A 21522-nucleotide genomic window follows, 5' to 3' on the forward strand; every position below is an offset into this window, starting at 1 on the left:
CGCCGCGTAATCAGTTGGTTCATTATAGTTAGTTAAATGATATTGAAAATGTTTATCAATGCCGTAGTTTTAATATGGTTATAACATTCTGTTATGAACCCGTGCCGACGAGAGGCATAGCGCAGCGACTGACGAAAAAAGATCGCCCAACGCTACACACAAATGAAGTGACTGGTTAACTGGCCATCATAAAAACGGTGGAGCATCAAAGCGGGGGATCAGTGGCTGGCAATAGGCCGGTGTACGTGTCCTGTGTTATCGCAGAACAGGCCCTTCCTAAGCCGCTTCGTTACGACGCTGTCGCCACTGGCTGGGCGTCATGCCGGTTTCGCGGGTAAAAACGACCGAGAAATAGTTACTGTCTTCAAAGCCGCAGCGCGTAGACACTTCACCAATCAGCAATTCCGTGTGCTGCAACAGATACTGTGCATGGCAAATACGCAACTGACGCAGGTAATTATTGATGGTCATTCCGGTTTGCGCGCGAAATTGTTGGCGCAGCGCACGCTCACTGCACTGCTCCTGATCGCAGAAGCGCTCCAGCATGAAAGTGCGATTAAGGCTGCCCGTAAGCGCGGTAATCAACTTATCGAGCAGGGCTTCGCTATGGGTGGCGGCCAGGTTGTCGACCGCAAAACGATGGCGTGTGAGCGTCATCACCAGTTGGGCGAAGAGCACCTCGGCCATATTGTTTGCCAGCGCATCGGCTTTGGTGCTCTCTTGCTCCAGTTGGGTGATGACCTGTCTTGCCTGGGCCATGCCGGTGCTCCCCAGACGCCAGTGCGGCGTCCACTCTTCGCCGCTCAGCCCTGGAATATGCCCCGCCCAGTCGAGATTAAGGGTCAGACGGTCCGGACAGTAGATGATATTTTGCAGCACCAAATCGTTGACGGAGGCGTAGGAGTGTTTGTCTTCCGCGCGGATATAAAACAGATCGCCACGGGTAATTCGGTAGGGACGGTCATTGAGGATATGCAAACCGTTGCCGCGCCAGACCAGCACCAGTTCGCAAAACTCGTGAGTATGTTCGGCAAATACATTTTGCGGATAGCGGTCCGCCACCGCCACCGCCTGCCCCGCCCGGGGGAAAAAATCCGCTTTACGAAGAATTAACTGGCTTCCCACAACATCACCTCGGCCGAAGACAACCGATAACTATTAGCTGATTTTCGGCGAAAAATCGGTGATAGCCTTCTCGTTACCGCTATTGCAGTTGCACATCGCGCCCCTGGCGAATATCGCGCGGGGACCAGTCGAATTCCCGGCGAAACAGGGTAGAAAAATGGTTACTGTCGCCGAAACCGCAGCGAAAAGCGATATCTGTAACACTATCATCGCTGTGGCGCAGCATATGGCGCGCCTTAATCAGACGCAACCGGTTGAGATAACGCTGCGGCGTCAGGCCGGTATATTGTTTTAGTTGACGGTGCAATGTGCGCAGCGACAGGGTGAACTGATCCGCCAGCGACTCCCAGCAGACCTCTTCGGCAAAGTGATCTTCAAGCCAGGAGATCAGCTGATTGAGGCGCGCATCATTACTCATCGCTCCTTCCGCCAGGCTGCTTTTACGCAGCAGAACCAGCAACTGCATAAACAGGATTTCACGATTGGCTGCGGTCGCCATGTCCATCTCCTCACCCACTGCTTCCATCTGGCCGATGATCTCACGTACCTGTTGCAGTACGCACTGGTTGACGCGCCAGTGCGACGGATAGTGCCCGTCTTGCTCCTGCGGCAGCAGCGCGTTCAACCCCGCCAGAAACGTAAACGCATCCGGCGAACGATAGAGCACATTGGTCAGGCACAGATTGTCAGTATGTTCATATAGGTGTCTGTCGTGGTCGCGGACAAAGCAGACGGTTCCCCCACTGATGGTATAGGACTGCCCATTAAAAACATGGATGCCGGTACCGTGTTCAACAATCACAATTTCGTGAAAATCATGATGATGCTCCGGAAACGCAGCCTGTGGCAGACGCGGCTCAATAGCGACAGGCGTTGTGCCAGAAGGAAAGAAATCCACGCTGTGTAATACGGTCATGATTGCCTCACATACCAATGAGAAGTGTTCTCAAAATAGTAATTAAGCACGGCAATTCGCACCTTGAATTTTTGACCGCAAAACGGGTAAAGCCTGTCAGATTTTCAAGAAAGGGTCGGAAAGTTCAGGAATTGTCGCCCTGGTCACACCCCGCAAACCACACGGGTTTATCAGAAACTGTGAACTTCCTCACTTTCATCTTTGCTTTCTTGCCAGCCACTTCCAGGGGATGTCATTAACAAGAAGGTTACCGCGAGGTCCTTTTTTTAGACTGGGGGCAATAACTCTCACAAGGACCCCATCATGACATTTCGCCATTGTGTCGCCGTTGATTTAGGCGCCTCCAGCGGGCGTGTAATGCTGGCCTGCTACGCGACAGAACAGCGAACGCTCACGCTGCGTGAAGTTCATCGCTTCGCCAACTACCTGGAAAAAAACAACGGTTTCGACTGCTGGGATATCGATACCCTGGAAGATGAAATTCGCCTGGGTCTGGAAAAAGCCTGTGCGCAGGGTGTCACCATCGACAGTATCGGAATCGACACCTGGGGTGTGGATTATGTTTTGATCGACAAACAGGGTAAGCGTGTTGGCTTACCGGTCTCTTACCGCGACCATCGCACGGATGGCATCATGGCCACTGCCTTTGAGCAGCCAGGCAAAGCCGATATTTACCGTCGCAGCGGCATTCAGTTTTTACCCTTTAACACGCTCTATCAGTTGCGCGCGCTGGCCCAGCAACAGCCGGACATCGTGGCCGCTGCCGACCATGCGCTGCTGATACCCGACTATTTCAGTTTTCGTCTGACCGGCAATCTGAACTGGGAATACACCAACGCCACCACCACGCAACTGGTGAACATCGACAGCGATAACTGGGATACCACGCTGCTCAACTGGGCGGGCGTGCCCGCCTCCTGGTTCGGTACACCGACCCATCCGGGCAATGTGATTGGCCACTGGCAAAGCCCGCAGGGCACCGATATTCCGGTGGTTGCTGTCGCCAGCCACGATACCGCTAGCGCGGTCATCGCTTCACCGCTGAAAAATGCCAGTGCCGCCTATCTCTCTTCCGGCACCTGGTCGCTGATGGGCTTTGAAAGTACCACGCCCTACACCAGCGACGAGGCGCTGGCCGCCAATATCACCAACGAGGGCGGTGCGGAAGGGCGCTATCGCGTGTTGAAAAACATCATGGGGCTGTGGCTGCTGCAACGCGTTCTGAAAGAGCGCGACATCACCGATTTGCCCGCCCTGATCGCCGAAGCCCGCGCGCTGCCCTCCTGTCGTTTCGTGATTAACCCAAACGACGAGCGTTTTATCAATCCGCAGAACATGTGCGAAGAGATCCAGACCGCCTGCCGGGAAAGCAACCAGCCGGTACCGCAGAGCGACGCCGAACTGGCACGCTGCATTTTCGACAGCCTGGCGCTGCTGTATGCAGACATTCTCGGTGAACTGGCGGACCTGCGTGGTCAACCCTTTACCCAGTTGCATATCGTTGGCGGCGGCTGCCAGAACCAGCTCTTAAACCAGCTCTGTGCCGATGCCTGCGGCCTGCCCATCATCGCGGGCCCGATTGAAGCCTCCACGCTGGGCAATATCGGCGTACAACTCATGACGCTGAACGAACTGAGCAGTGTCGACACTTTCCGTGACGTGGTTGCCGCGAGTTACGCGCTGACCACCTTTACACCCAATCCTGACAATGAAATTGCCCGCAACGTCGTGCGGTTTCAGCAGAAACGACAGACAAAGGAGCTTTGCGCATGACCACTCAACTTGAACACGCCTGGGAACTCGCTAAACAGCGCTTTGCCGCTGTAGGCATTGATGTCGAAGAGGCCCTGCGCCAGCTCGACAGGCTGCCGGTTTCCATGCACTGCTGGCAGGGCGATGATGTCGCCGGTTTTGAAAACCCGGAAGGCGCCCTCACCGGCGGTATCCAGGCGACCGGCAACTATCCGGGCAAGGCACGTAACCCTCAGGAGTTGCGCGCCGATCTGGAGCAGGCCCTGAGCCTCATCCCCGGTCCGAAGCGCCTTAACTTGCACGCGATGTACCACGAAGCGGGTCCATCGGTCAGTCGTGACGCGATCAAGCCTGAGCACTTCAAAAACTGGGTTGAGTGGGCAAAAGCCAACAAACTGGGTCTGGATTTCAACCCGTCCTGTTTTTCACATCCGATGAGCGCAGACGGTTTCACCCTCTCTCACGCGAACGATGACATTCGCCAGTTCTGGATTGACCACGTGAAAGCCAGCCGCCGCATCTCGGCGTACTTTGGCGAGCAACTGGGCACGCCATCGGTAATGAATATCTGGGTACCGGACGGCATGAAAGATGTCACCGTTGATCGCCTGGCGCCGCGCAAACGTCTGATGGATGCGCTGGACGAAGCGCTGAGTGAGAAGTTCGATCTGGCGCATCACATCGACGCCGTTGAAAGCAAACTGTTCGGCATCGGCGCTGAAAGCTACACCGTGGGCTCAAACGAGTTCTATATGGGTTACGCCACCAGCCGCCAGACGGCTCTGTGTCTGGATGCGGGGCACTTCCACCCGACCGAAGTCATTTCCGACAAGATTTCCGCCGCCATGCTGTATGTGCCGCGCCTGCTGCTGCACGTCAGCCGCCCGGTGCGCTGGGACAGCGACCATGTGGTGCTGCTGGATGATGAAACGCAGGCCATCGCCAGCGAAATCATTCGCCACAACCTGTTTGACCGCGTGCACATCGGCCTGGATTTCTTCGACGCCTCTATCAACCGTATCGCCGCATGGGTTATCGGCACCCGCAACATGAAAAAAGCCCTGCTGCGCGCCCTGCTGGAGCCGACTGAACAGTTGCGTCAACTGGAAGCCGATGGCGATTACACCGCCCGTCTGGCGCTGCTGGAAGAGCAGAAATGCTTACCGTGGCAGGCCGTGTGGGAAATGTATTGTCAGCGTCATGATACCCCGGCCGGTAGCCAGTGGCTGGAGAGCGTGCGGGCGTATGAGAAAGATGTATTGAGTCTACGCGGGTAAGACCGCCCTCACCGCGATAACAGGAACCAAAACACTATGCAGAACATTATTAACGCCTGGTTCACTCAGGGCATGATCAAAGCCACCAGCGATGCCTGGCTGAAAGGCTGGGACGAACGCAACGGCGGCAACCTGACGCTGCGTCTGGACGCGGCTGATATTGCCCCGTACGAAGCCGATTTCCACGCCGAACCGCGCTATATCGCGCTCAGTCAGCCAATGCCGTTACTGGCGAACACCGCGTTTATCGTCACCGGTTCCGGTAAATTCTTCCGTAACGTCCAGCTCGACCCGGCCGCTAACCTCGGCGTGGTCAAAGTGGACAGCGACGGCGCGGGCTACCACATCCTGTGGGGGCTGACGAACGACGCGGTGCCGACCTCTGAGCTGCCGGCGCACTTCCTGTCACACTGTGAACGCATCAAAGCTACCAACGGCAAAGATCGTGTCATCATGCATTGCCATGCCACGAACCTGATCGCGCTGACCTATGTACTGGAAAACACGACCGATCTTATTACCCGCAAGCTGTGGGAAGGCAGTACCGAGTGTCTGGTGGTCTTCCCGGATGGCGTCGGCATTCTGCCGTGGATGGTGCCGGGTACCGATGAAATCGGCCAGGCCACCGCAAAAGAGATGAGCAAGCATTCGCTGGTGCTGTGGCCATTCCACGGCGTCTTTGGCAGTGGCCCGACACTGGACGAAGCGTTTGGTCTGATCGACACCGCCGAGAAGTCGGCAGAAGTACTGGTGAAAGTCTATTCGATGGGCGGTATGAAGCAGACCATCACCCGTGAAGAACTGATTGCCCTGGGTAAACGCTTTGGCGTCACTCCGCTGGCAAGTGCATTAGAGCTGTACCAATAAGAACGTCTAATAACCCCTTCGGGCAACGATCCGAAGGGGAAACTCTGTTACCTGCAAACAATCTATTCCCTATGGATTTCGCAGTGCAGGAAGGCGGCGTCGCAGCGAATCCCCAGGAGCTTACAAGAGTAAGTGACTGGGGTTCGTGAGAACGCCAACGCACCTGCAATGTGAAAGACGATGGGAAACTAACTCAGTGGAGTAAAAGCAATGAAAATTAAAGCAAGCTTGATCCTCACCGTTGCCGCCCTGGCGTTGTCCGGTTCCGCATTAGCAGAAGTCAAAATCGCTCTCGTGGCGAAATCATTGGGAAATGGTTTTTTTGAAGCAGCAAACACAGGCGCGCAGGAAGCCGCCAAAGAGTTAGGCGATGTAAAAGTCATCTATACCGGCCCAACCACCACCACCGCAGAAGCACAGATCGAAGTGCTTAACGGCCTGATCGCTCAGGGCGTGGACGCGATCGCGATTTCCGCCAACGATCCCGATGCCGTGGTGCCGGTACTGAAAAAAGCCATGCAGCGTGGCATCAAAGTGGTCTCCTGGGATTCCGGCGTGGCGAAAGCGGGTCGTCAGATCCACCTGAACCCGTCCAATAACGCCCTGATTGGTGAAACCAACGTCAAGCTGGCCGTTGATGCGTTAAAAGCGCTGAATGTGGAGAAAGGGGATGTGGCTATTCTGAGCGCCACCCCGACCTCTACCAACCAGAATATCTGGATTGAAGAGATGAAAAAGGTGCTGCCGAAGTACCCGTCCGTCAATCTGGTGACCGTTGCCTATGGCGACGATCTGTCTGATAAGAGCTACCGCGAAGCGGTGGGTCTGCTGAAATCGTACCCGGATCTGAAAGTGATTGTCTCCCCGTCATCGGTGGGCATCGTGGCCGCCGCGCAGGCGGTGAAAGACCAGGGCAAAATCGGCAAAGTGTACGTAACGGGTCTGGGCCTGCCGTCTGAAATGGCGGGTGCAGTCAAATCCGGGGCGACAAAAAGCTTCGCTATCTGGAACCCGATCGATCTGGGCTATGCCGCTACTTATCTGGCAGACGATCTGGTGAAAGGGACAGCGACGAAAACCGAGGCCAATATGGGCAAGCTCGGCAAAGTGAAGCTGGATGCTGACGGCAACGGCGCAATGGCAGAGCCGTTCGTCTACGACGCCAGCAACATTGATAAGTTCTCGAAAATTTTCTAATCCCAATACCCTCACCCCGGCCCTCTCCCTGAAAGGGAGAGGGGGTGTTTGTCCCCTCGCCCCTTTGGGGAGAGGGTTAGGGTGAGGGGGAATTTTATGGAGAACATCATGACGGCATCCACACCCCTGCTGTCGCTCAAAGGCATCACCAAGGTTTTCCCTGGTGTCCGTGCCCTTGAGAACGTACAGCTCGACCTCTGGCCCGGCAAAGTCACCGCGCTTATCGGTGAAAATGGCGCGGGCAAGTCCACGCTGGTCAAAGTCATGACCGGTATTTACCAGCCTGAAGAGGGCGAAATTCTCTACAAAGCTATTCCCATCCAGCTTCCGACCCCGGAATCAGCGCACAAGGTGGGGATTACCGCCATACACCAGGAAACCGTGCTGTTCGACGAACTGTCCGTCACGGAGAATATTTTCGTTGGTCAGTACATCTATAAAGGCCTGCTGAAAAAGCTCGACTGGCCTGCCATGCACCAGAAAGCGCGGGATATTCTGACCCGCCTGGAAGTGCAGATTGATCCGCGCGCCACGCTCAAGACGCTGAGTATCGCCCAGCGCCATATGGTGGCGATTGCCCGTGCGCTGTCGTTTGAAGCGCAGGTGGTCATACTCGACGAACCGACCGCCGCCCTCTCACAGCACGAGATTCTGGAGTTTTATCAAATCGTTGAGCGCTTAAAACAAGAGGGCAAAGCCATTCTGTTTATCTCGCACAAGTTTGATGAAATCTTCGAACTGGCGGATCACTACACCATTCTGCGCGACGGCGTATGGATCGGCTCCGGCGCCATGCAGGAGATCACCGAAGAACGGATGGTGGCGATGATGGTAGGACGTTCCATTACCCAGACCTACCCGAAAGTGGCCTGCGAGATGGGCGAAACGGTGCTGGAAGTCAAAGACCTCTGCCACCCGACCGAATTTGCCCATATTGATTTCTCTTTGCGTAAAGGGGAGATCCTCGGCTTCTACGGTCTGGTGGGCGCCGGTCGTACCGAACTGATGCAGGCGCTTTCCGGCGTCTCGCGCCCGTCTTCGGGCGAGATAGTCCTGAACGGCAAAGCGGTCCATTTCAAGCAGCCCGCCGATGCCATTCAGGCCGGGATTGTCTGTGTGCCGGAAGAGCGGCAAAAGCAGGGGGCGATTATTGAATTGCCTATCGCCCAGAACATCAGCCTGCCGCAGCTTAGCAAACTCAACCCCAATGGCGTGCTCAACGACGCCAAAGAGTGGGCGCTGGCGGACGAATACGCCAAACGACTGCAGGTGAAAGCCTTTAGCTGGAAACAGGCGGTCGAAACCCTCTCTGGCGGTAACCAACAGAAGGTGGTGATCGGCAAATGGCTCGCCACCCACCCGGACGTGATTATCCTCGACGAACCGACCAAAGGCATCGATATCGGCTCGAAAGCAGCGGTACACCAGTTTATGTCCGAACTGGTCTCCCACGGGCTGGCGGTGATTATGGTCTCCTCGGAACTGCCGGAAGTGATGGGCATGGCCGACCGGATCATCGTGATGCACGAAGGGCTCATGGTCGCTGAATATCAGGCCGGCGAAGCCACGGCGGAAACCATCGTCAGCGCTGCCAGCGGCGCCGGTAAGGAGGCAGCATAATGTGGCAACAACTCCTGAAACACCGCGAGGCCCTGCTGGGCGGGGTTATCGTGCTGATGGTGCTCGCCATCGGCAGCCGCGTGCCGTCATTTATCGGCCCCGGCAACCTGGTGGAGATGTTTAACGACACCTCTATTCTTATCATCCTCGCGCTTGGGCAGATGATGGTTCTGCTGACCAAAGGCATTGATTTGTCGATGGCAGCCAACCTCGCGCTGACCGGGATGATCGTCGCGCTGCTCAACTTCCACCATCCGGATATTCCGGTCTGGGCGCTGCTAATTCTGGCCACCGCGCTCGGTCTGGTGATGGGCATCATCAACGGCCTGCTGGTCTGGAAGATGGGGATTCCGGCGATTGTGGTGACGCTCGGCACGATGAGCATCTATCGCGGCATCATCTTTTTGCTCTCCGACGGCGGCTGGATTAACTCCCACCAGATGAGCGCCGATTTCCTCGGTCTGCCACGCTCGTCGCTGCTCGGGTTGCCGTTGCTGAGCTGGTGCGCCATCGCCGCGCTGTTTGTGGTGGGTTACTTCCTGCGCTACAGCCGGACAGGGCGCGCACTCTACACCGCAGGCGGCAACGCCACGGCGGCGTATTACACCGGGATCAACGCCGGGAAAATGCAGTTCGTCAGTTTCTGCCTGTCCGGTGCGCTGGCGGGGTTCTGTGGTTATTTGTGGATTTCCCGCTTCGCCGTGGCGTATGTCGATGTGGCTAACGGTTTTGAACTGCAGGTCGTGGCAGCCTGTGTGATTGGCGGCATCAGCACCATGGGTGGCACAGGCCGCGTGCTGGGATGTTTGTTGGGCGCGCTGTTCCTTGGCGTTATCAACAATGCGCTACCGGTCATCGGTATTTCCCCCTTCTGGCAGATGGCGATTTCCGGTTCGGTGATTGTCATTGCGGTTCTGCTCAATGAACGTGGCAACAAGCGTAAAGGGCGTTTAATCCTGCGCGATGCGGCCCTGGCCCGACAAAAACTGGCGGTGAAATCATGACAAAAATGCTGACTTCCGACGCCATGAAAAGCGTTCCCGCCGCCACCCCGTTCTGGCAGCGTCTGATGTGCTGGGAAGGCTTTTTGCTGGCGGTGACCCTCGCGGTGTTTATCGCTAACGCCCTGGCGTCACCCTATTTCCTTAATATCTGGAACTTGTCCGACGCGACCTTCAACTTCACGGAAAAAGCGATCATCGTGTTGCCAATGGCGATGCTGATTATCGCCCGTGAGATTGACCTGTCGGTGGCCTCCATCATGGCGCTCAGCTCAACGGTAATGGGCTTTTGCGCCGCCGCAGGTATGGATACCGCACTGCTGGTCTGCGTGGGGCTGGGCGTGGGGTTGCTGTGCGGCTTGTTCAATGGCTTCCTGGTGACGCGTTTTAACCTCTCCTCCATCGTTATCACCATCGGCACCATGAGTCTGTACCGCGGCATCACTTACATCCTGCTCGGCGATCAGGCGCTCAATGCGTATCCGGAGAGCTTCGCCTGGTTCGGCCAGGGCTATGTCTTTGGCGCGCTGTCCTTCGAGTTTGCGCTGTTTATTGTGCTTGCCGCAGTCTTCGCCTTTGTCTTGCACCGCACCAACTTTGGTCGCCGCACTTACGCCATCGGCAATAACCCAACCGGCGCGTGGTATTCCGGTATCAATGTGAAACGCCACAACCTGATTCTGTTCGCGCTGGTGGGCCTGATGGCAGGTCTGGCGTCTGTGCTGCTCACTTCGCGTTTGGGCAGTACCCGCCCGACGATTGCCATGGGCTGGGAACTGGCAGTAGTAACGATGGCGGTGCTGGGCGGCGTCAATATTCTTGGTGGTTCCGGCAGCATGGTGGGCGTGGTGATTGCCGCCTTCCTGATGGGGCTGGTGACCTTTGGTCTGAGCCTGCTCAATGTACCGGGGATTGTGATGTCGATTATCGTCGGCGCGATGCTGATCGTGGTGATTTCACTGCCGATTATTTACCGCCGGATTATGCAGCGCAGGCGCATTTAATTTGCCCCTCACCCCTGCCCTCTCCCCAAAGGGGAGAGGGTGAAAACCGCGCTGAGCCGTTGTTTAGCTCCCGTGCACTGGGCCGCACCGGACAGTCCCCTCGCCCCTTTTGGGAGAGGGTGAAAACCGCGCTGAGCCGTTGTTTGGCTCCCGTGCACTGGGCCGTACCGGACAGTCCCCTCGCCCCTTTGGGGAGAGAGTGAAAACCGCGCTGAGCCGTTGTTTGGCTCCCGTGTACTGGGCCGCACCGGACAGTCCCCTCGCCCCTTTGGGGAGAGGGTGAAAACCGCGCTGAGCCGTTGTTTGGTTCCCGTGCACGGGGCCGCACCGGACAGTCCCCTCGCCCCTTTGCGGAGAGGGTGAAACCGCGCTGAGCCGTTGTTTGGCTCCCGTGTACTGGACCGCACCGGGCAGTCCCCTCGCCCCTTTGGGGAGAGGGTTAGGGTGAGGGGAACAGGATTTACCAAAATCAATGTTAAGGAGAATATGATGAGCTTTATGTTAGCCCTTCCCAAAATCAGCCTGCATGGCGCAGGCGCAATCGGCGATATGGTCAACCTGGTCGCAGGCAAACAGTGGGGTAAAGCGCTGATTGTCACTGACGGTCAACTGGTCAAACTCGGCCTGCTCGATAGCCTGTTTGCGGCGCTGAAAGCGCACCAGATGGCGTATCACCTGTTCGATGAGGTTTTCCCGAACCCGACCGAAGAGTTGGTGCAAAAAGGCTATGCGGCGTACAAAGCCGCGGGCTGCGATTACGTTATCGCCTTCGGCGGCGGTAGCCCGATCGATACCGCGAAAGCCGTGAAAATCCTCACCGCCAACCCAGGCCCGTCCACCGCCTATTCCGGCGTGGGCAAAGTGAAAAACGCGGGCGTCCCCCTGGTTGCCATCAACACCACCGCCGGAACCGCCGCTGAGATGACCAGCAACGCGGTTATCATCGACTCCGCCCGCCAGGTGAAAGAGGTCATCATCGACCCGAATATCATCCCGGATATTGCCGTGGACGATGCCAGCGTGATGCTGGAAATCCCGGCCTCTGTCACTGCCGCAACCGGTATGGACGCCCTGACCCACGCGGTTGAAGCCTTTGTCTCCATTGGCGCACATCCACTGACCGACGCCAATGCGCTGGAAGCCATTCGCCTGATCAACCTGTGGCTACCGAAAGCCGTCGATGATGGCCACAACCTGGAAGCACGCGAACAAATGGCCTTTGGCCAGTACCTGGCGGGGATGGCATTTAACAGTGCCGGTCTTGGCCTGGTGCATGCCCTCGCCCACCAGCCGGGTGCAACTCACAACCTGCCGCACGGCGTCTGTAACGCCATCCTGCTGCCGATCATCGAAAACTTTAATCGCCCGAATGCCGTGGCACGTTTCGCGCGCGTCGCGCAGGCGATGGGGGTTGATACCCGTGGCATGAGCGACGAAGCGGCGAGCATGGCGGCTATTCAGGCGATTCGCGATCTCAGCGCGCGCGTGGGTATTCCGTCTGGTTTCAGTAAACTGGGCGTCACCAAAGAAGATATCGAAGGCTGGCTGGACAAAGCGCTGGCAGACCCCTGCGCGCCGTGCAACCCACGCACCGCAAGCCGCGACGAAGTCCGCGAGCTCTACCTGGAGGCATTATGATCCGCAAGGCCTTTGTGATGCAGGTTAACCCCGATGCACACGAAGAGTATGAACGTCGCCATAGCCCTATCTGGCCCGAGCTGGAGGCGGTGCTGAAAGCGCATGGCGCGCACCATTACGCGATTTATCTCGATAAAGAACGTAACTTATTATTCGCGACGGTAGAAATTGAGTCCGAAGAGCGCTGGAACGCGGTGGCCAACACCGAGGTGTGCCAGCGCTGGTGGAAGCACATGCGCGATGTGATGCCCTCCAACCCGGACAACAGCCCGGTGAGCGCAGAGCTGAAAGAGGTGTTTTACCTGGCGTAAAACGTGATAGCTCCCCGCAGGGGGAGCTATTATGCGAAACCGTCGTTTTGTAGGCCGCCGGCAAACGCGTTCAGGAAGGGTCAAGCGAATAAAAAAAGCCCGGCGGCTGTCCGTCGGGCTTCTTATTTTTACGGTATCAACTGTGATTAACGAATCGGTTTACGCACAAAGAAGCCGTAGAAACAGGCGCCCATAAACAACAGACAACCGCCAAGAATAAAGACATTGGTGAACTGACCGGTCACATCCAGAATGATACCGGTGACGATCGGTGCCAGCGCGGCTCCGAGGAAACCACCAAAGTTCTGGATAGCCCCTAACGAAGCCACCTGCCCTTTCGGCGCCATATCCGTCGCCAGCGTCCAGATAACACCGGAAGGCATCTGTGAACAGAAATAGCCCAGCGTCAGCAATGTAATCGCGGTTATGGTATCGCTCACGAACGGAATCGGCATCACGAAGCAGGCCGCCATCCCGGCCCCTAATACGATCGGAACCTTACGCGCCGTCACCGCAGAAACGCCTCTGCGCACCAGGCGGTCAGACAGCGTACCGCCACATAACACCCCAAGAATCCCGGCGAAGAAAGGTACCGAGGCGATCAGGCCAGTTTGTTTCAGGCTAAAGCCAAGGGATTTTTCCAGGTATCCCGGCAACCAGGTCAGGTAGACCCAAATGGTGAACATAATGCAGAAGTTACCGGCAATCATGCACCAGGTCGTCTTGTTGCGAAATAACGTACCCCAGTTCCCTTTTGGTTCGTCCGATGCGGCGGTAGTCACCTGGCCGGTGTGGATCTGCATCGCTTCACGCGCATCAGGATCGCGATAAAATTTCAACCAGGCCAGAATCAACGGCAGACCTAACAGCCCTACGGCAATAAACATGCCTCGCCAGCCCACCCACAGCAGCAGTATGGTCAGCAGTGGCGGTGCAATCGCATTCGCAATTTGCGAACCGGTGTTGATGATAGAGGTAGGCAGCCCACGCTCTTTTTCCGAGAACCAGCTCTGGGTAATTTTAATGCCGGAGGTGAAGAACGGTGATTCCGCAATTCCCAGCAGCATACGCAGGCCATAGAAGAAGCTGTAAGTATTAACAAACCCCATCAGGAAGGTCACTGCCGACCACATCCCCAGCGCGCCGGTAAACATCTTTTTCGGACCAAAGCGGTCAACCAGCCAACCGGCAGGCAGATTTGCCAGCGCGTATGGCCACAAAAACGCAGAGAGCAGCAGCCCCATTTGGGTCGCAGAAAAACCAAACTCTTGTGAAATCGTCGTGTTGGCGATACTGAGGTTGGCGCGATCCAGATAGTTCACCACCGCCGCCAGCAACAGAATAAAGATGATGCCCCAGCGGCGACGCGAAAGTTCAGGTGCCTTAACAACGGATTCAGCGGGAGATTGCACAGTACTCATACCGTTTCCTCCAGAAGTTCACGGTGAATTTTGATAACCGCTTTACGCAGATGGCATGGCGCATCGCCTGGCTGGTGGGCGCACGGGCGGTGGATGTCATCAGGGAAAAAAATGGCAAACATACCCGGGGTCAGCGTCACCGGGTTTTCATCCTCATTAACCTGCCAGAAAAGAATGTCCTGTTCAGGCGTACGGTCTTCCACGACGCTATGTTTACCGCTACTCACCGAGCTGACCCCCATCACTTCATGGCCGGAAATGAGGTACTGAATATCGATAAACTGGCGGTGTGATTCCGGACGTGCATCGCTGAATGGCACGCTGTCCATCTCCTGCAACAGGCAGAAAAGTTTTCCCGGAATAATGTCGATTTTCCCCGGCTTCTCATGCCGAAAATCGTGCTGCGCGATAAATTCCAGCGCCCGGCGAAAGACCGGATGATACGCACTGGCCTGGGCAGGCCAGGTCTGAAGGCTGGTCACAATCATGACAGTCTCTCCGCATTAGCGCGCAAGGCGCGTCTGCCAAAGCTCAGTGCCTGCACGGATTTGATCGAGGATCACCGTCAGCCCCCAGAATTTCGCCAGCACATCATCTTTGTTTACCCGGCAGGTCACATCGTCAAACGTCCCCAGACGCTGGTGATAGATTTTGGCGTTTTTGGGGTAGCCAAGGGTCTCGGTTACGGCGCCCAGCGAGAGGAAAATCGCCAGTTCGTCGGCAAGTGCGCGCTGCGTTTTGCCGTTATGCCACAGCCAGCTATACAGCTCTGGATGGAAGTTAGTGAACACACCGCTGAACCCCTGCGAACCCGCCAGAATGGCAGGCCAGGCGATGGCGGCATTGGCATTGATAACATTCAGCGGGGTGCCCTGCGCCAGTTTGACGCGGCGTTCGACAGTCGGCAGATCGCAGCTCACATCTTTCAGCACCACAAAACGACCACTGTTGGCGCACCAGCTAAATTCATCATCCGTCAGCAGACGACGATACGGCGCCGGGCATTCATAAAGCCCCAGCGGCAGTTCTTTTGGCAGGGCGTCGAGCAGCGTATTCAGGGTGGCAAAAAAGGTCTCGCTCCCCTCGTTGCGCGGATCAAGATGGTTAGTGACCAGTACCAGCGCATCAATGTTGGTCTGCGCCATCGCCAGCAACTCTTCTTTTTGCGCGGCGATATCATCGCTGATATGGCCGGAGGCGATCACCGGAATACGTCCATCAACGTGCTGCACCACAAAGCGGGCGAGCTCTACACGCTCTTGCAAGGAAAGGAACTGCATTTCGCTGGACTGGCAAACGGCAAACAGCGCGTCGACGCCTTTCTCCAGATACCAGTCGATCAGTTTCGCCAGCGCCGGGTAGTCAATCTGCTCATCGGCCGTGAAAGGGGTCAACATGACCGGAACAATACCGTTAATGGTTTTCATTTTCTCGTCCTGAATTAGTTGTGAGTACGGAGTCGTGTTGTTGCCTGTTCGAAGTCAGGCATATTGGATGCGCCCTCCAGCTCAACGGCGAGAGAGGCAAATGCAGAGGCCCAGGTCGCGGCCTGAACCAGACTGTTTCCGGCGGCAAGTGACGCTGCCAGCGCGCCATTAAACGCATCGCCGGCACCGGTGGTATCGACGGTAACGGCAGGGAAAGCGCGAATATGGCTAAATTGTTTGTTATCCAGTAACAATGCGCCGCGTGATCCCATCGTAATGAGGACTTTTTTCACCCCCATTCCGGCAATAATTAATGCCGCTTCTTTTGCGGTATCGATATCGCGAACCTCAACGCCGGATAATAAAGACGCCTCGGTTTCATTAGGCGTAATGACATCAACAAACGGCAAGCATGAAATTATCTCATCAGAGCACGGCGCCGGATTAAGAATGACTGTCTTACCAAGCTCATGGGCAATTTGAATTAATGCCACAGTAGCATCAAGGTTATTTTCCAGTTGCACCAACAGTACATCCGATGAAGATAATTCAGAAGAAATAGCCTGAACTTCACTGTGCGTAATGGTTTTATTGGCACCCGAATAAATGGCAATCATATTCTCGCCATTTTCCTGCGAGACATAAATAATTGCATTACCGGTAGGCTCACTGTCGGATTGATACAAGGTATAAGAGTGAATTTCGGACGCATTTAAATGGTCGGCAGCAAGTTGGCTAAACTGGTCTTTACCCACTTTCGCCGCAAAATGCACTTTTGCCCCGGCCTTACTTGCCGCCGTGGCCTGATTGGCGCCTTTACCGCCCGGCCCCAGGCTGCTGGCCAGGGCCAGCAAGGACTCGCCACCGCGTGGGAAGCGCTCCACTCGTGCAACAATATCGACATTAAATGAACCGAAAACACAGACCTTACCCTGCATGGTTTTTCCTTTTTGTTGATGATCGTTCTGCGGTTTACGGTGGTCTATTTGCTGGAGTAAAACTTCAAATCCCGGCCCTGTCTCGGAGATCAATTCTGCCTGCAAACTTCGCCGCAAAATAATTGCCCCGCCGTGGCACCGTTTCACCAGCCCCATTTCCGCTAAAATATTTAAATCACTGCGTATCGTTTCTTTAGACACGCCATAAAGCGTGGAAAAATAATTAACATTCCCACGTTCATTTTCATTCAAATATTGCCAGATACGATGTCTTCGTTCTTCAAGAAACATAATAAACCCCGAAATAACAATAGAAGTATACGAACCGCATACCGTTTGAAGAGTGACATCAATCTCATGTTTCCAGGCAAAACGGAACCAAACAAAAATGGTAGGATAAAAAGCGGAAAGCTGTATTTGCAGGCGTTATTCGTACTATTAATGAGGGTGAATTAGAGAGAAGCAGGCGATAAATGACCTGCGTGTCAGCAAAACACGCAGGGATAACTTAATTCTGTTCCGCCACCAGAATAGCCTGGGTATCCGGCTCCAGCGCCTTAAAAATATGTGGCAGATCCGCCGGGTAACAGATGTAGTCGCCTTCACTTAATTCTTCTGGCGCTTCCGTCAGCCCCACCATCGCCCGGCCACGGGTCACGATAATGTGCTCAACTGAACCGGGCGGATGCGGCTGCGAAATACGGTCAGCACCGGGTTGAGTATCAAGAAAATAGATATCGCGTCGCGCCCCCGGCGGGCAGGTTGCAAGCAGTGTCGCCTGGTAATGCGCCAGTTCGGCGACCACTTTCGTCCCCTCGCCACGGCGGATGACCTGTGTTTTGGCGGCCTGCGGCTCCAGAAGGCGGGCAAAGGGGATATCCAGCGCCACGCACAGAGACCACAGAGTCTCAATACTCGGGTTGCCGTTGCCGGCCTCAAGCTGGGAAAGTGTGGATTTGGCAATTCCGGCACGGCGGGCAATTTCCGCCAGTGAAAGCCCGGTTCGCAGACGTTCTCGCACCAGACTTTTGGCGATCACGCTAATAGGCTGTGTCATTACACGGCTCCAGTGTTCTATAAAATGAACGAATCGTTCTTCTTGAAAAACGAACCCGATGTGTTCATTATAATGAATATTCGTTCGATATAGCCAAAAAATTGTATGTTCAAACACAACTTCTCAAATCTTACAGGCGATACGATCAGAGCCATCTTGCTGGTCTGTCTGGCGGTTGGCGTGGTCGGCATCTCCTACGGTTCACTGGCGATGGCCTACGGTTTTCCACTGTGGGTTCCCCTTGCCCTTTCCACGCTGGTTTTAGCTGGCGCCTCCGAATTCATGTTTATCGGCATTGTCGCCAGCGGCGGCAATCCACTGGCGGCGGCGCTTGCCGGGTTGCTGGTGAATGCCCGCCATCTTCCCTTTGGCGTCACGGTGCGCGACCTGGTGGGCACGCGGGCGAAGGCTTTCTTCGGCTGTCACATTATGAATGATGAAAGTGTCGTGTTTGGCCTGGCACAACCGACGCCGGAACAGCGTAAAGCCGCCTACTGGCTGTGTGGGACGGGCGTTGCCCTGCTTTGGCCGCTTGGCGTTATTGTTGGCGCAGGGGTTGGAAAACTGCTACCCGCCCCGGAAACCATCGGGCTGGATGCGGTCTTCCCGGCTATTCTGCTGGCGCTGGTGCTGCCCGCACTGAAAAAGAAAACCACACTGATTCGCGCTGCCAGCGGAGCCGTTCTCTCCCTTGCCGCCGTGCCTTTTGCCCCCGTGGGCTTGCCGGTGCTGATTTCTTTATTTGGCCTGCTGACGAGGAAGAAATAATGGCGAATACCATGCTGGTCATTATCGGTATTGCAGTACTGTCGGTGGGTACTTACCTGATGCGTTTTGGCGGCGCCCGGCTTGGCAATAAACTGGCGCTGTCAGAACGCGCCCAGGCACTGTTATCCGATGCGGCGACCACATTACTGTTCGCCGTGGCGCTGGCGGCAACGCTATATGAAGGCGAACATTTCGCCGGTATGGCCCGCGTGCTGGGAGTGATGTTTGCCCTGTTTCTCGCCTGGCGCAAAATGCCGCTTATCGTGGTGATCCTCTCTGCCGCCGTGGTCACCGCGCTGTTGCGCCTGGCAGGAGTGGCATAAAAAACCGTTGCGAGTCCCGTCACACTCTGATTAAAACAGAGTTTCATTTTCCTGCATGCCGGTAGAAAGTAAACAGTGTTCAATCACTTTATTAGTGTCTAGTGTCGAAAATAAATCGACACTGGGCGCTGCTGGCATTTGTGGGGCGCTGAGATGGCACTGTCTGCCAAAGAAAAACTCTTCCAGAATATTTTAACGCACTATGCGAATCATACGGCGGGATTTACCGCTCAGGACTGTGCTGACTTCATGCACGTGAATCGCAGCGTCATCAGCCACTACCTCAATCGGCTGTGTGACGACGGGAAATTACAGAAAGATAATACCCGCCCGGTACGCTTTTTTGTGAACGATGCAGCCGCCGCCCAACCCCATCGTCCGATGCCAGTGTCGAAAAGCAGTGATGCCTTCAGTCGACTGATTGGCGCACAGGGAAGTCTCGAAGAGATCGTGTCGTTGTGTCGTTCGGCAGTGGATTACCCCACAAGCGGTCTACCCATTTTGCTTTCCGGTGAGAGTGGTGTCGGCAAAAGCCATCTGGCGTCGCTTATCTGGCAGTACGCACTGGAGCGCGGCGTGATTTCTACTGATAAGCCATTTATTGAACTCAACTGCGCGGATTACGCCAATAACCCGGAACTGCTGTCAGCCACGCTGTTCGGTTACACGCGCGGGGCTTTTACCGGCGCAGACCGGGAAAAGCGTGGCGCGTTTGATGAAGCAGACGGCGGCTTTTTATTTCTGGATGAGGTGCATCGTCTCTCAGCGGAAAATCAGGAGAAGCTCTTTCTGTTTATGGATAAGGGCTACTTTTACCGTCTTGGCGATAACCGCACGCGCCACCCTGCCACGCTGCGCTTTATCTTCGCCACCACTGAAAATATCGACACCGTGTTATTAAACACCTTCCGGCGGCGCATCCCCGTACGCGTTACGTTACCCAACTACATTTCCCGCCCACTCACCGAGCGCGTGGCGCAGGTCGAACATTTCCTGCAAGCAGAAGCAGCCAGCCTGAGTCGCGATATCCACCTGGATACGCAGTTAATGCACCAACTGGTGATGTCCCCGGTGCGCGGCAATATTGGCGAGTTAAAGAATCAGATCAAAGTGATGGCCGCCAGCGCCTGGAGCGAGCAGCAGCAAAGCCCCTTTATCACCTTGCATACGTCGCGCCCCAGCGGCGAGGTGCTGGTGATTGCGGCGAAAGGAAAATCCGCAGCGCTGGATATCGCCACCCTGCTCCCTAAAGCAATGCGCGATGACGTTATCTTTCGCGAGTTTTGCCACAGCGGCAATGTGATGCTGTTAAACCGTAAACTGGAGCAATTGCTGACTACCGTGCATGGCGTCATCGCTCAGGACAGCATGTTTACGGGCTATATCTGGCAAAATACGATGCATGCCATCAACGAACTGGAAACGCAGACTGGCGTGGAGTGTGGCCAGGAGCTTCGCAAGGCCATCTGGCTTTGCCTGATCTGGGCGCTACACGTCACGCACGATGAAGCGCAAACCGCAGAGTTGCAGGCTGCCACAGACTATGTCTCCTGCAAGGCGCGTCTACTGGCGGAAAGCTGCGTCACTCTGCTCAACAAACACGTGACCGACAGCCCTCTGCCCATTCTTTTGCCGCTACTGAGCTGTGCTCTTAACAAGTTAGCGGGCGAAGACGATGCCATTCAGGGCGTTATCGTGTCGCACGGGCGTTCAACCGCTTCCAGCATCGCCGGTATCGCCAACCAGTTGACCGGTGGGTATTACTTCAACGCGTTTGATATGCCATGGGCCACGTCAACGCGCGACATTATTGATTTGCTGATTGCCCATCTGGCGGCCCTGAAACAAGGGGCGGGGCTCATTATTCTGGTCGATATGGGCTCGCTAAAAGAGATCTATGAAGAGATCAAACTCCATCTGCACGGCGAGCTGCTGGTCATTAATAATGTCAGCACGGCCATGGCGCTGGATATCGCCGGGAAAATACAAAGCCAACTGCCGATGGAAGAAATTATCGAAGGCGTAAAAGGGGCCTATGAAATCGAGACCCGCTATTACGCAGGCGTACTTCCCGGCAATAAAATCATCATCTCCTGCATCTCGGGGGAAGGGATATCGCGCAAGCTGAAAGATATTTTAAGCCGCTACCTGGCCCGGGAAGAGATCGACATCGTCACCATGGAATACGACGATCTGAAATGGAAAATTGCCCGAGCTGACCCGGCCCTGAACGGCACAAGACTTATCATCACCACTACCGATCTGGAGGCAGGCTATATTCCGCTGCTGAGTGTCGAACAGCTAATTAAAGAAAAAACGCAGGTGCTACGCCGCGACTATTTTACGGACCTGGTAGTAGAAGACAGCCTCGAACCGATGGTGGAAGAAGTGGTGAAACTGTTTACCGTCGAAGGCGTTGCCAGCCGTCTGAATTTCCTCAACCCGGTGATCATTATCGACGAAGTTGAATCGGTCATTAAGCAATACGAGTCCTTTTATAAAATCCATTTCGAGAGTTATCTGCGCATCAATCTCTTTATGCACATCGCCCTGATGATTGAGCGCGTGATGGTCAATACCGGCATGCGTCATCGGGATGACGCCGAATTAGCGCTGGAGCAACAAGCGTTTGTTGCCGTACACGACACCTTCTTCCAGGCCCTGAACCGTAAATACCATCTCGCCGTGCCGCTCACCGAAGTGCTGATGATTTATGAAATTATGGAGCCGTGGATCACCACCGACGCCGTTTAGGTCAGTTCGTCGCCCGGATAAGCAAAGCACCCGGGCGACACGCGCATTTTCCCTTTCGACGCTAGCCAAAAACACTGCTTTCAACAGTAATTCCAGCGTCCAAAAGTTATTAAAAAACCATTTAAA

The 21522-nt window shown here is 55.4% G+C and carries 19 protein-coding genes; 12 read left to right on the forward strand and 7 right to left on the reverse strand.

The features are described 5' to 3' along the window. Positions 1 to 276: 276 nt before the first annotated feature. Together rhaR and rhaS (MRY16398_RS28355) are read right to left on the reverse strand one after the other, a co-directional pair. Positions 277 to 1125 carry an HTH-type transcriptional activator RhaR gene (rhaR, locus tag MRY16398_RS28350; RefSeq protein WP_039077322.1) on the reverse strand — a complete coding sequence of 283 codons (849 nt, stop codon included), beginning with the start codon at positions 1123 to 1125 and terminating at the stop codon, positions 277 to 279. A gap of 79 nt (positions 1126 to 1204) precedes the next feature. Beyond that, a complete protein-coding gene (gene rhaS, locus MRY16398_RS28355; protein WP_039077323.1) occupies positions 1205 to 2041 on the reverse strand; it encodes an HTH-type transcriptional activator RhaS in 837 nt (278 codons plus the stop codon). A gap of 303 nt (positions 2042 to 2344) precedes the next feature. Here rhaS (MRY16398_RS28355) and rhaB point away from each other — a divergent pair, with 303 nt between their 5' ends. The 9 genes from rhaB to rhaM all read left to right on the forward strand — a co-directional run bounded on the left by rhaB (position 2345) and on the right by rhaM (position 12708). Continuing rightward, a complete protein-coding gene (gene rhaB / locus MRY16398_RS28360; protein ID WP_125125589.1) occupies positions 2345 to 3814 on the forward strand; it encodes a rhamnulokinase in 1470 nt (489 codons plus the stop codon). Beyond that, positions 3811 to 5070: an L-rhamnose isomerase gene (gene rhaA, locus MRY16398_RS28365; RefSeq protein ID WP_039077325.1), complete on the forward strand. Its 1260-nt coding sequence runs from the start codon at positions 3811 to 3813 to the stop codon at positions 5068 to 5070. The genes rhaB and rhaA overlap by 4 nt, the downstream gene beginning before the upstream one ends. A 36-nt stretch (positions 5071 to 5106) precedes the next feature. Next, the gene (rhaD, locus tag MRY16398_RS28370; protein ID WP_039077326.1) at positions 5107 to 5937 is read left to right on the forward strand and encodes a rhamnulose-1-phosphate aldolase; all 831 of its coding nucleotides are present in this window, start codon (positions 5107 to 5109) and stop codon (positions 5935 to 5937) included. Positions 5938 to 6147: 210 nt separating this feature from the next. Further along, entirely contained in the window at positions 6148 to 7134 is a 987-nt protein-coding gene (rhaS, locus tag MRY16398_RS28375; RefSeq protein WP_071194790.1) for a rhamnose ABC transporter substrate-binding protein, read from the forward strand. Positions 7135 to 7242: 108 nt separating this feature from the next. Further along, positions 7243 to 8754, forward strand: coding sequence for a sugar ABC transporter ATP-binding protein (locus MRY16398_RS28380; protein ID WP_039077385.1), 1512 nt, complete (start codon positions 7243 to 7245; stop codon positions 8752 to 8754). Continuing rightward, positions 8754 to 9758: an ABC transporter permease gene (locus MRY16398_RS28385; protein WP_039077328.1), complete on the forward strand. Its 1005-nt coding sequence runs from the start codon at positions 8754 to 8756 to the stop codon at positions 9756 to 9758. The genes MRY16398_RS28380 and MRY16398_RS28385 overlap by 1 nt, the downstream gene beginning before the upstream one ends. Continuing rightward, positions 9755 to 10759, forward strand: coding sequence for an ABC transporter permease (locus MRY16398_RS28390; RefSeq protein ID WP_125125590.1), 1005 nt, complete (start codon positions 9755 to 9757; stop codon positions 10757 to 10759). Before MRY16398_RS28385 ends, MRY16398_RS28390 begins: the two co-directional genes overlap by 4 nt. Before the next feature lie 489 nt (positions 10760 to 11248). Next, a complete protein-coding gene (gene fucO / locus MRY16398_RS28395; RefSeq protein WP_039077330.1) occupies positions 11249 to 12397 on the forward strand; it encodes a lactaldehyde reductase in 1149 nt (382 codons plus the stop codon). Beyond that, positions 12394 to 12708 (forward strand): L-rhamnose mutarotase, encoded by a 315-nt coding sequence (rhaM, locus tag MRY16398_RS28400; protein ID WP_039077331.1) that lies wholly within the window; start codon positions 12394 to 12396, stop codon positions 12706 to 12708. The genes fucO and rhaM overlap by 4 nt, the downstream gene beginning before the upstream one ends. 146 nt (positions 12709 to 12854) lie before the next feature. Here rhaM and MRY16398_RS28405 read toward each other — a convergent pair whose 3' ends face one another. The 5 genes from MRY16398_RS28405 to MRY16398_RS28425 form a co-directional block, all read right to left on the reverse strand. Further along, positions 12855 to 14129 carry an MFS transporter gene (locus MRY16398_RS28405; RefSeq protein ID WP_125125591.1) on the reverse strand — a complete coding sequence of 425 codons (1275 nt, stop codon included), beginning with the start codon at positions 14127 to 14129 and terminating at the stop codon, positions 12855 to 12857. Continuing rightward, the gene (locus MRY16398_RS28410) at positions 14126 to 14617 is read right to left on the reverse strand and encodes a YhcH/YjgK/YiaL family protein (protein WP_125125592.1); all 492 of its coding nucleotides are present in this window, start codon (positions 14615 to 14617) and stop codon (positions 14126 to 14128) included. Before MRY16398_RS28410 ends, MRY16398_RS28405 begins: the two co-directional genes overlap by 4 nt. Positions 14618 to 14632: 15 nt before the next feature. Next, positions 14633 to 15556, reverse strand: a complete 924-nt coding sequence (locus tag MRY16398_RS28415; RefSeq protein WP_039077334.1) for a dihydrodipicolinate synthase family protein — start codon at positions 15554 to 15556, stop codon at positions 14633 to 14635. A 14-nt stretch (positions 15557 to 15570) separates the two neighbouring features. Next, positions 15571 to 16785, reverse strand: a complete 1215-nt coding sequence (locus MRY16398_RS28420; RefSeq protein WP_107223610.1) for a PfkB family carbohydrate kinase — start codon at positions 16783 to 16785, stop codon at positions 15571 to 15573. Between the two features lie 217 nt (positions 16786 to 17002). After that, complete coding sequence (locus MRY16398_RS28425) at positions 17003 to 17551, reverse strand: helix-turn-helix domain-containing protein (RefSeq protein ID WP_039077336.1); 549 nt, start codon at positions 17549 to 17551, stop codon at positions 17003 to 17005. Positions 17552 to 17656: 105 nt separating this feature from the next. Between MRY16398_RS28425 and MRY16398_RS28430 the strand changes: the two genes are divergently transcribed. The 3 genes from MRY16398_RS28430 to MRY16398_RS28440 all read left to right on the forward strand — a co-directional run bounded on the left by MRY16398_RS28430 (position 17657) and on the right by MRY16398_RS28440 (position 21396). Continuing rightward, the gene (locus MRY16398_RS28430; protein WP_039077337.1) at positions 17657 to 18319 is read left to right on the forward strand and encodes an AzlC family ABC transporter permease; all 663 of its coding nucleotides are present in this window, start codon (positions 17657 to 17659) and stop codon (positions 18317 to 18319) included. Further along, the gene (locus MRY16398_RS28435) at positions 18319 to 18642 is read left to right on the forward strand and encodes an AzlD domain-containing protein (RefSeq protein WP_079498435.1); all 324 of its coding nucleotides are present in this window, start codon (positions 18319 to 18321) and stop codon (positions 18640 to 18642) included. Before MRY16398_RS28430 ends, MRY16398_RS28435 begins: the two co-directional genes overlap by 1 nt. 153 nt (positions 18643 to 18795) lie before the next feature. Continuing rightward, entirely contained in the window at positions 18796 to 21396 is a 2601-nt protein-coding gene (locus tag MRY16398_RS28440) for a sigma 54-interacting transcriptional regulator (RefSeq protein ID WP_079498434.1), read from the forward strand. Positions 21397 to 21522 lie beyond the last annotated feature (126 nt).

The organism is Phytobacter sp. MRY16-398, assembly GCF_003925915.1.
GTDB lineage: Bacteria > Pseudomonadota > Gammaproteobacteria > Enterobacterales > Enterobacteriaceae > Phytobacter > Phytobacter diazotrophicus.

Coding starts and splice junctions, on each gene's coding strand:
- rhaS (WP_039077323.1), bottom strand. CDS start 2,041: ATGACCGTATTACACAGCGTGGATTTCTTTCCTTCTGGCACAACGCCT.
- rhaB (WP_125125589.1), top strand. CDS start 2,345: ATGACATTTCGCCATTGTGTCGCCGTTGATTTAGGCGCCTCCAGCGGG.
- rhaA (WP_039077325.1), top strand. CDS start 3,811: ATGACCACTCAACTTGAACACGCCTGGGAACTCGCTAAACAGCGCTTT.
- rhaD (WP_039077326.1), top strand. CDS start 5,107: ATGCAGAACATTATTAACGCCTGGTTCACTCAGGGCATGATCAAAGCC.
- rhaS (WP_071194790.1), top strand. CDS start 6,148: ATGAAAATTAAAGCAAGCTTGATCCTCACCGTTGCCGCCCTGGCGTTG.
- MRY16398_RS28380 (WP_039077385.1), top strand. CDS start 7,243: ATGACGGCATCCACACCCCTGCTGTCGCTCAAAGGCATCACCAAGGTT.
- MRY16398_RS28385 (WP_039077328.1), top strand. CDS start 8,754: ATGTGGCAACAACTCCTGAAACACCGCGAGGCCCTGCTGGGCGGGGTT.
- MRY16398_RS28390 (WP_125125590.1), top strand. CDS start 9,755: ATGACAAAAATGCTGACTTCCGACGCCATGAAAAGCGTTCCCGCCGCC.
- fucO (WP_039077330.1), top strand. CDS start 11,249: ATGAGCTTTATGTTAGCCCTTCCCAAAATCAGCCTGCATGGCGCAGGC.
- rhaM (WP_039077331.1), top strand. CDS start 12,394: ATGATCCGCAAGGCCTTTGTGATGCAGGTTAACCCCGATGCACACGAA.
- MRY16398_RS28405 (WP_125125591.1), bottom strand. CDS start 14,129: ATGAGTACTGTGCAATCTCCCGCTGAATCCGTTGTTAAGGCACCTGAA.
- MRY16398_RS28410 (WP_125125592.1), bottom strand. CDS start 14,617: ATGATTGTGACCAGCCTTCAGACCTGGCCTGCCCAGGCCAGTGCGTAT.
- MRY16398_RS28415 (WP_039077334.1), bottom strand. CDS start 15,556: ATGAAAACCATTAACGGTATTGTTCCGGTCATGTTGACCCCTTTCACG.
- MRY16398_RS28420 (WP_107223610.1), bottom strand. CDS start 16,785: ATGTTTCTTGAAGAACGAAGACATCGTATCTGGCAATATTTGAATGAA.
- MRY16398_RS28425 (WP_039077336.1), bottom strand. CDS start 17,551: ATGACACAGCCTATTAGCGTGATCGCCAAAAGTCTGGTGCGAGAACGT.
- MRY16398_RS28430 (WP_039077337.1), top strand. CDS start 17,657: ATGTTCAAACACAACTTCTCAAATCTTACAGGCGATACGATCAGAGCC.
- MRY16398_RS28435 (WP_079498435.1), top strand. CDS start 18,319: ATGGCGAATACCATGCTGGTCATTATCGGTATTGCAGTACTGTCGGTG.
- MRY16398_RS28440 (WP_079498434.1), top strand. CDS start 18,796: ATGGCACTGTCTGCCAAAGAAAAACTCTTCCAGAATATTTTAACGCAC.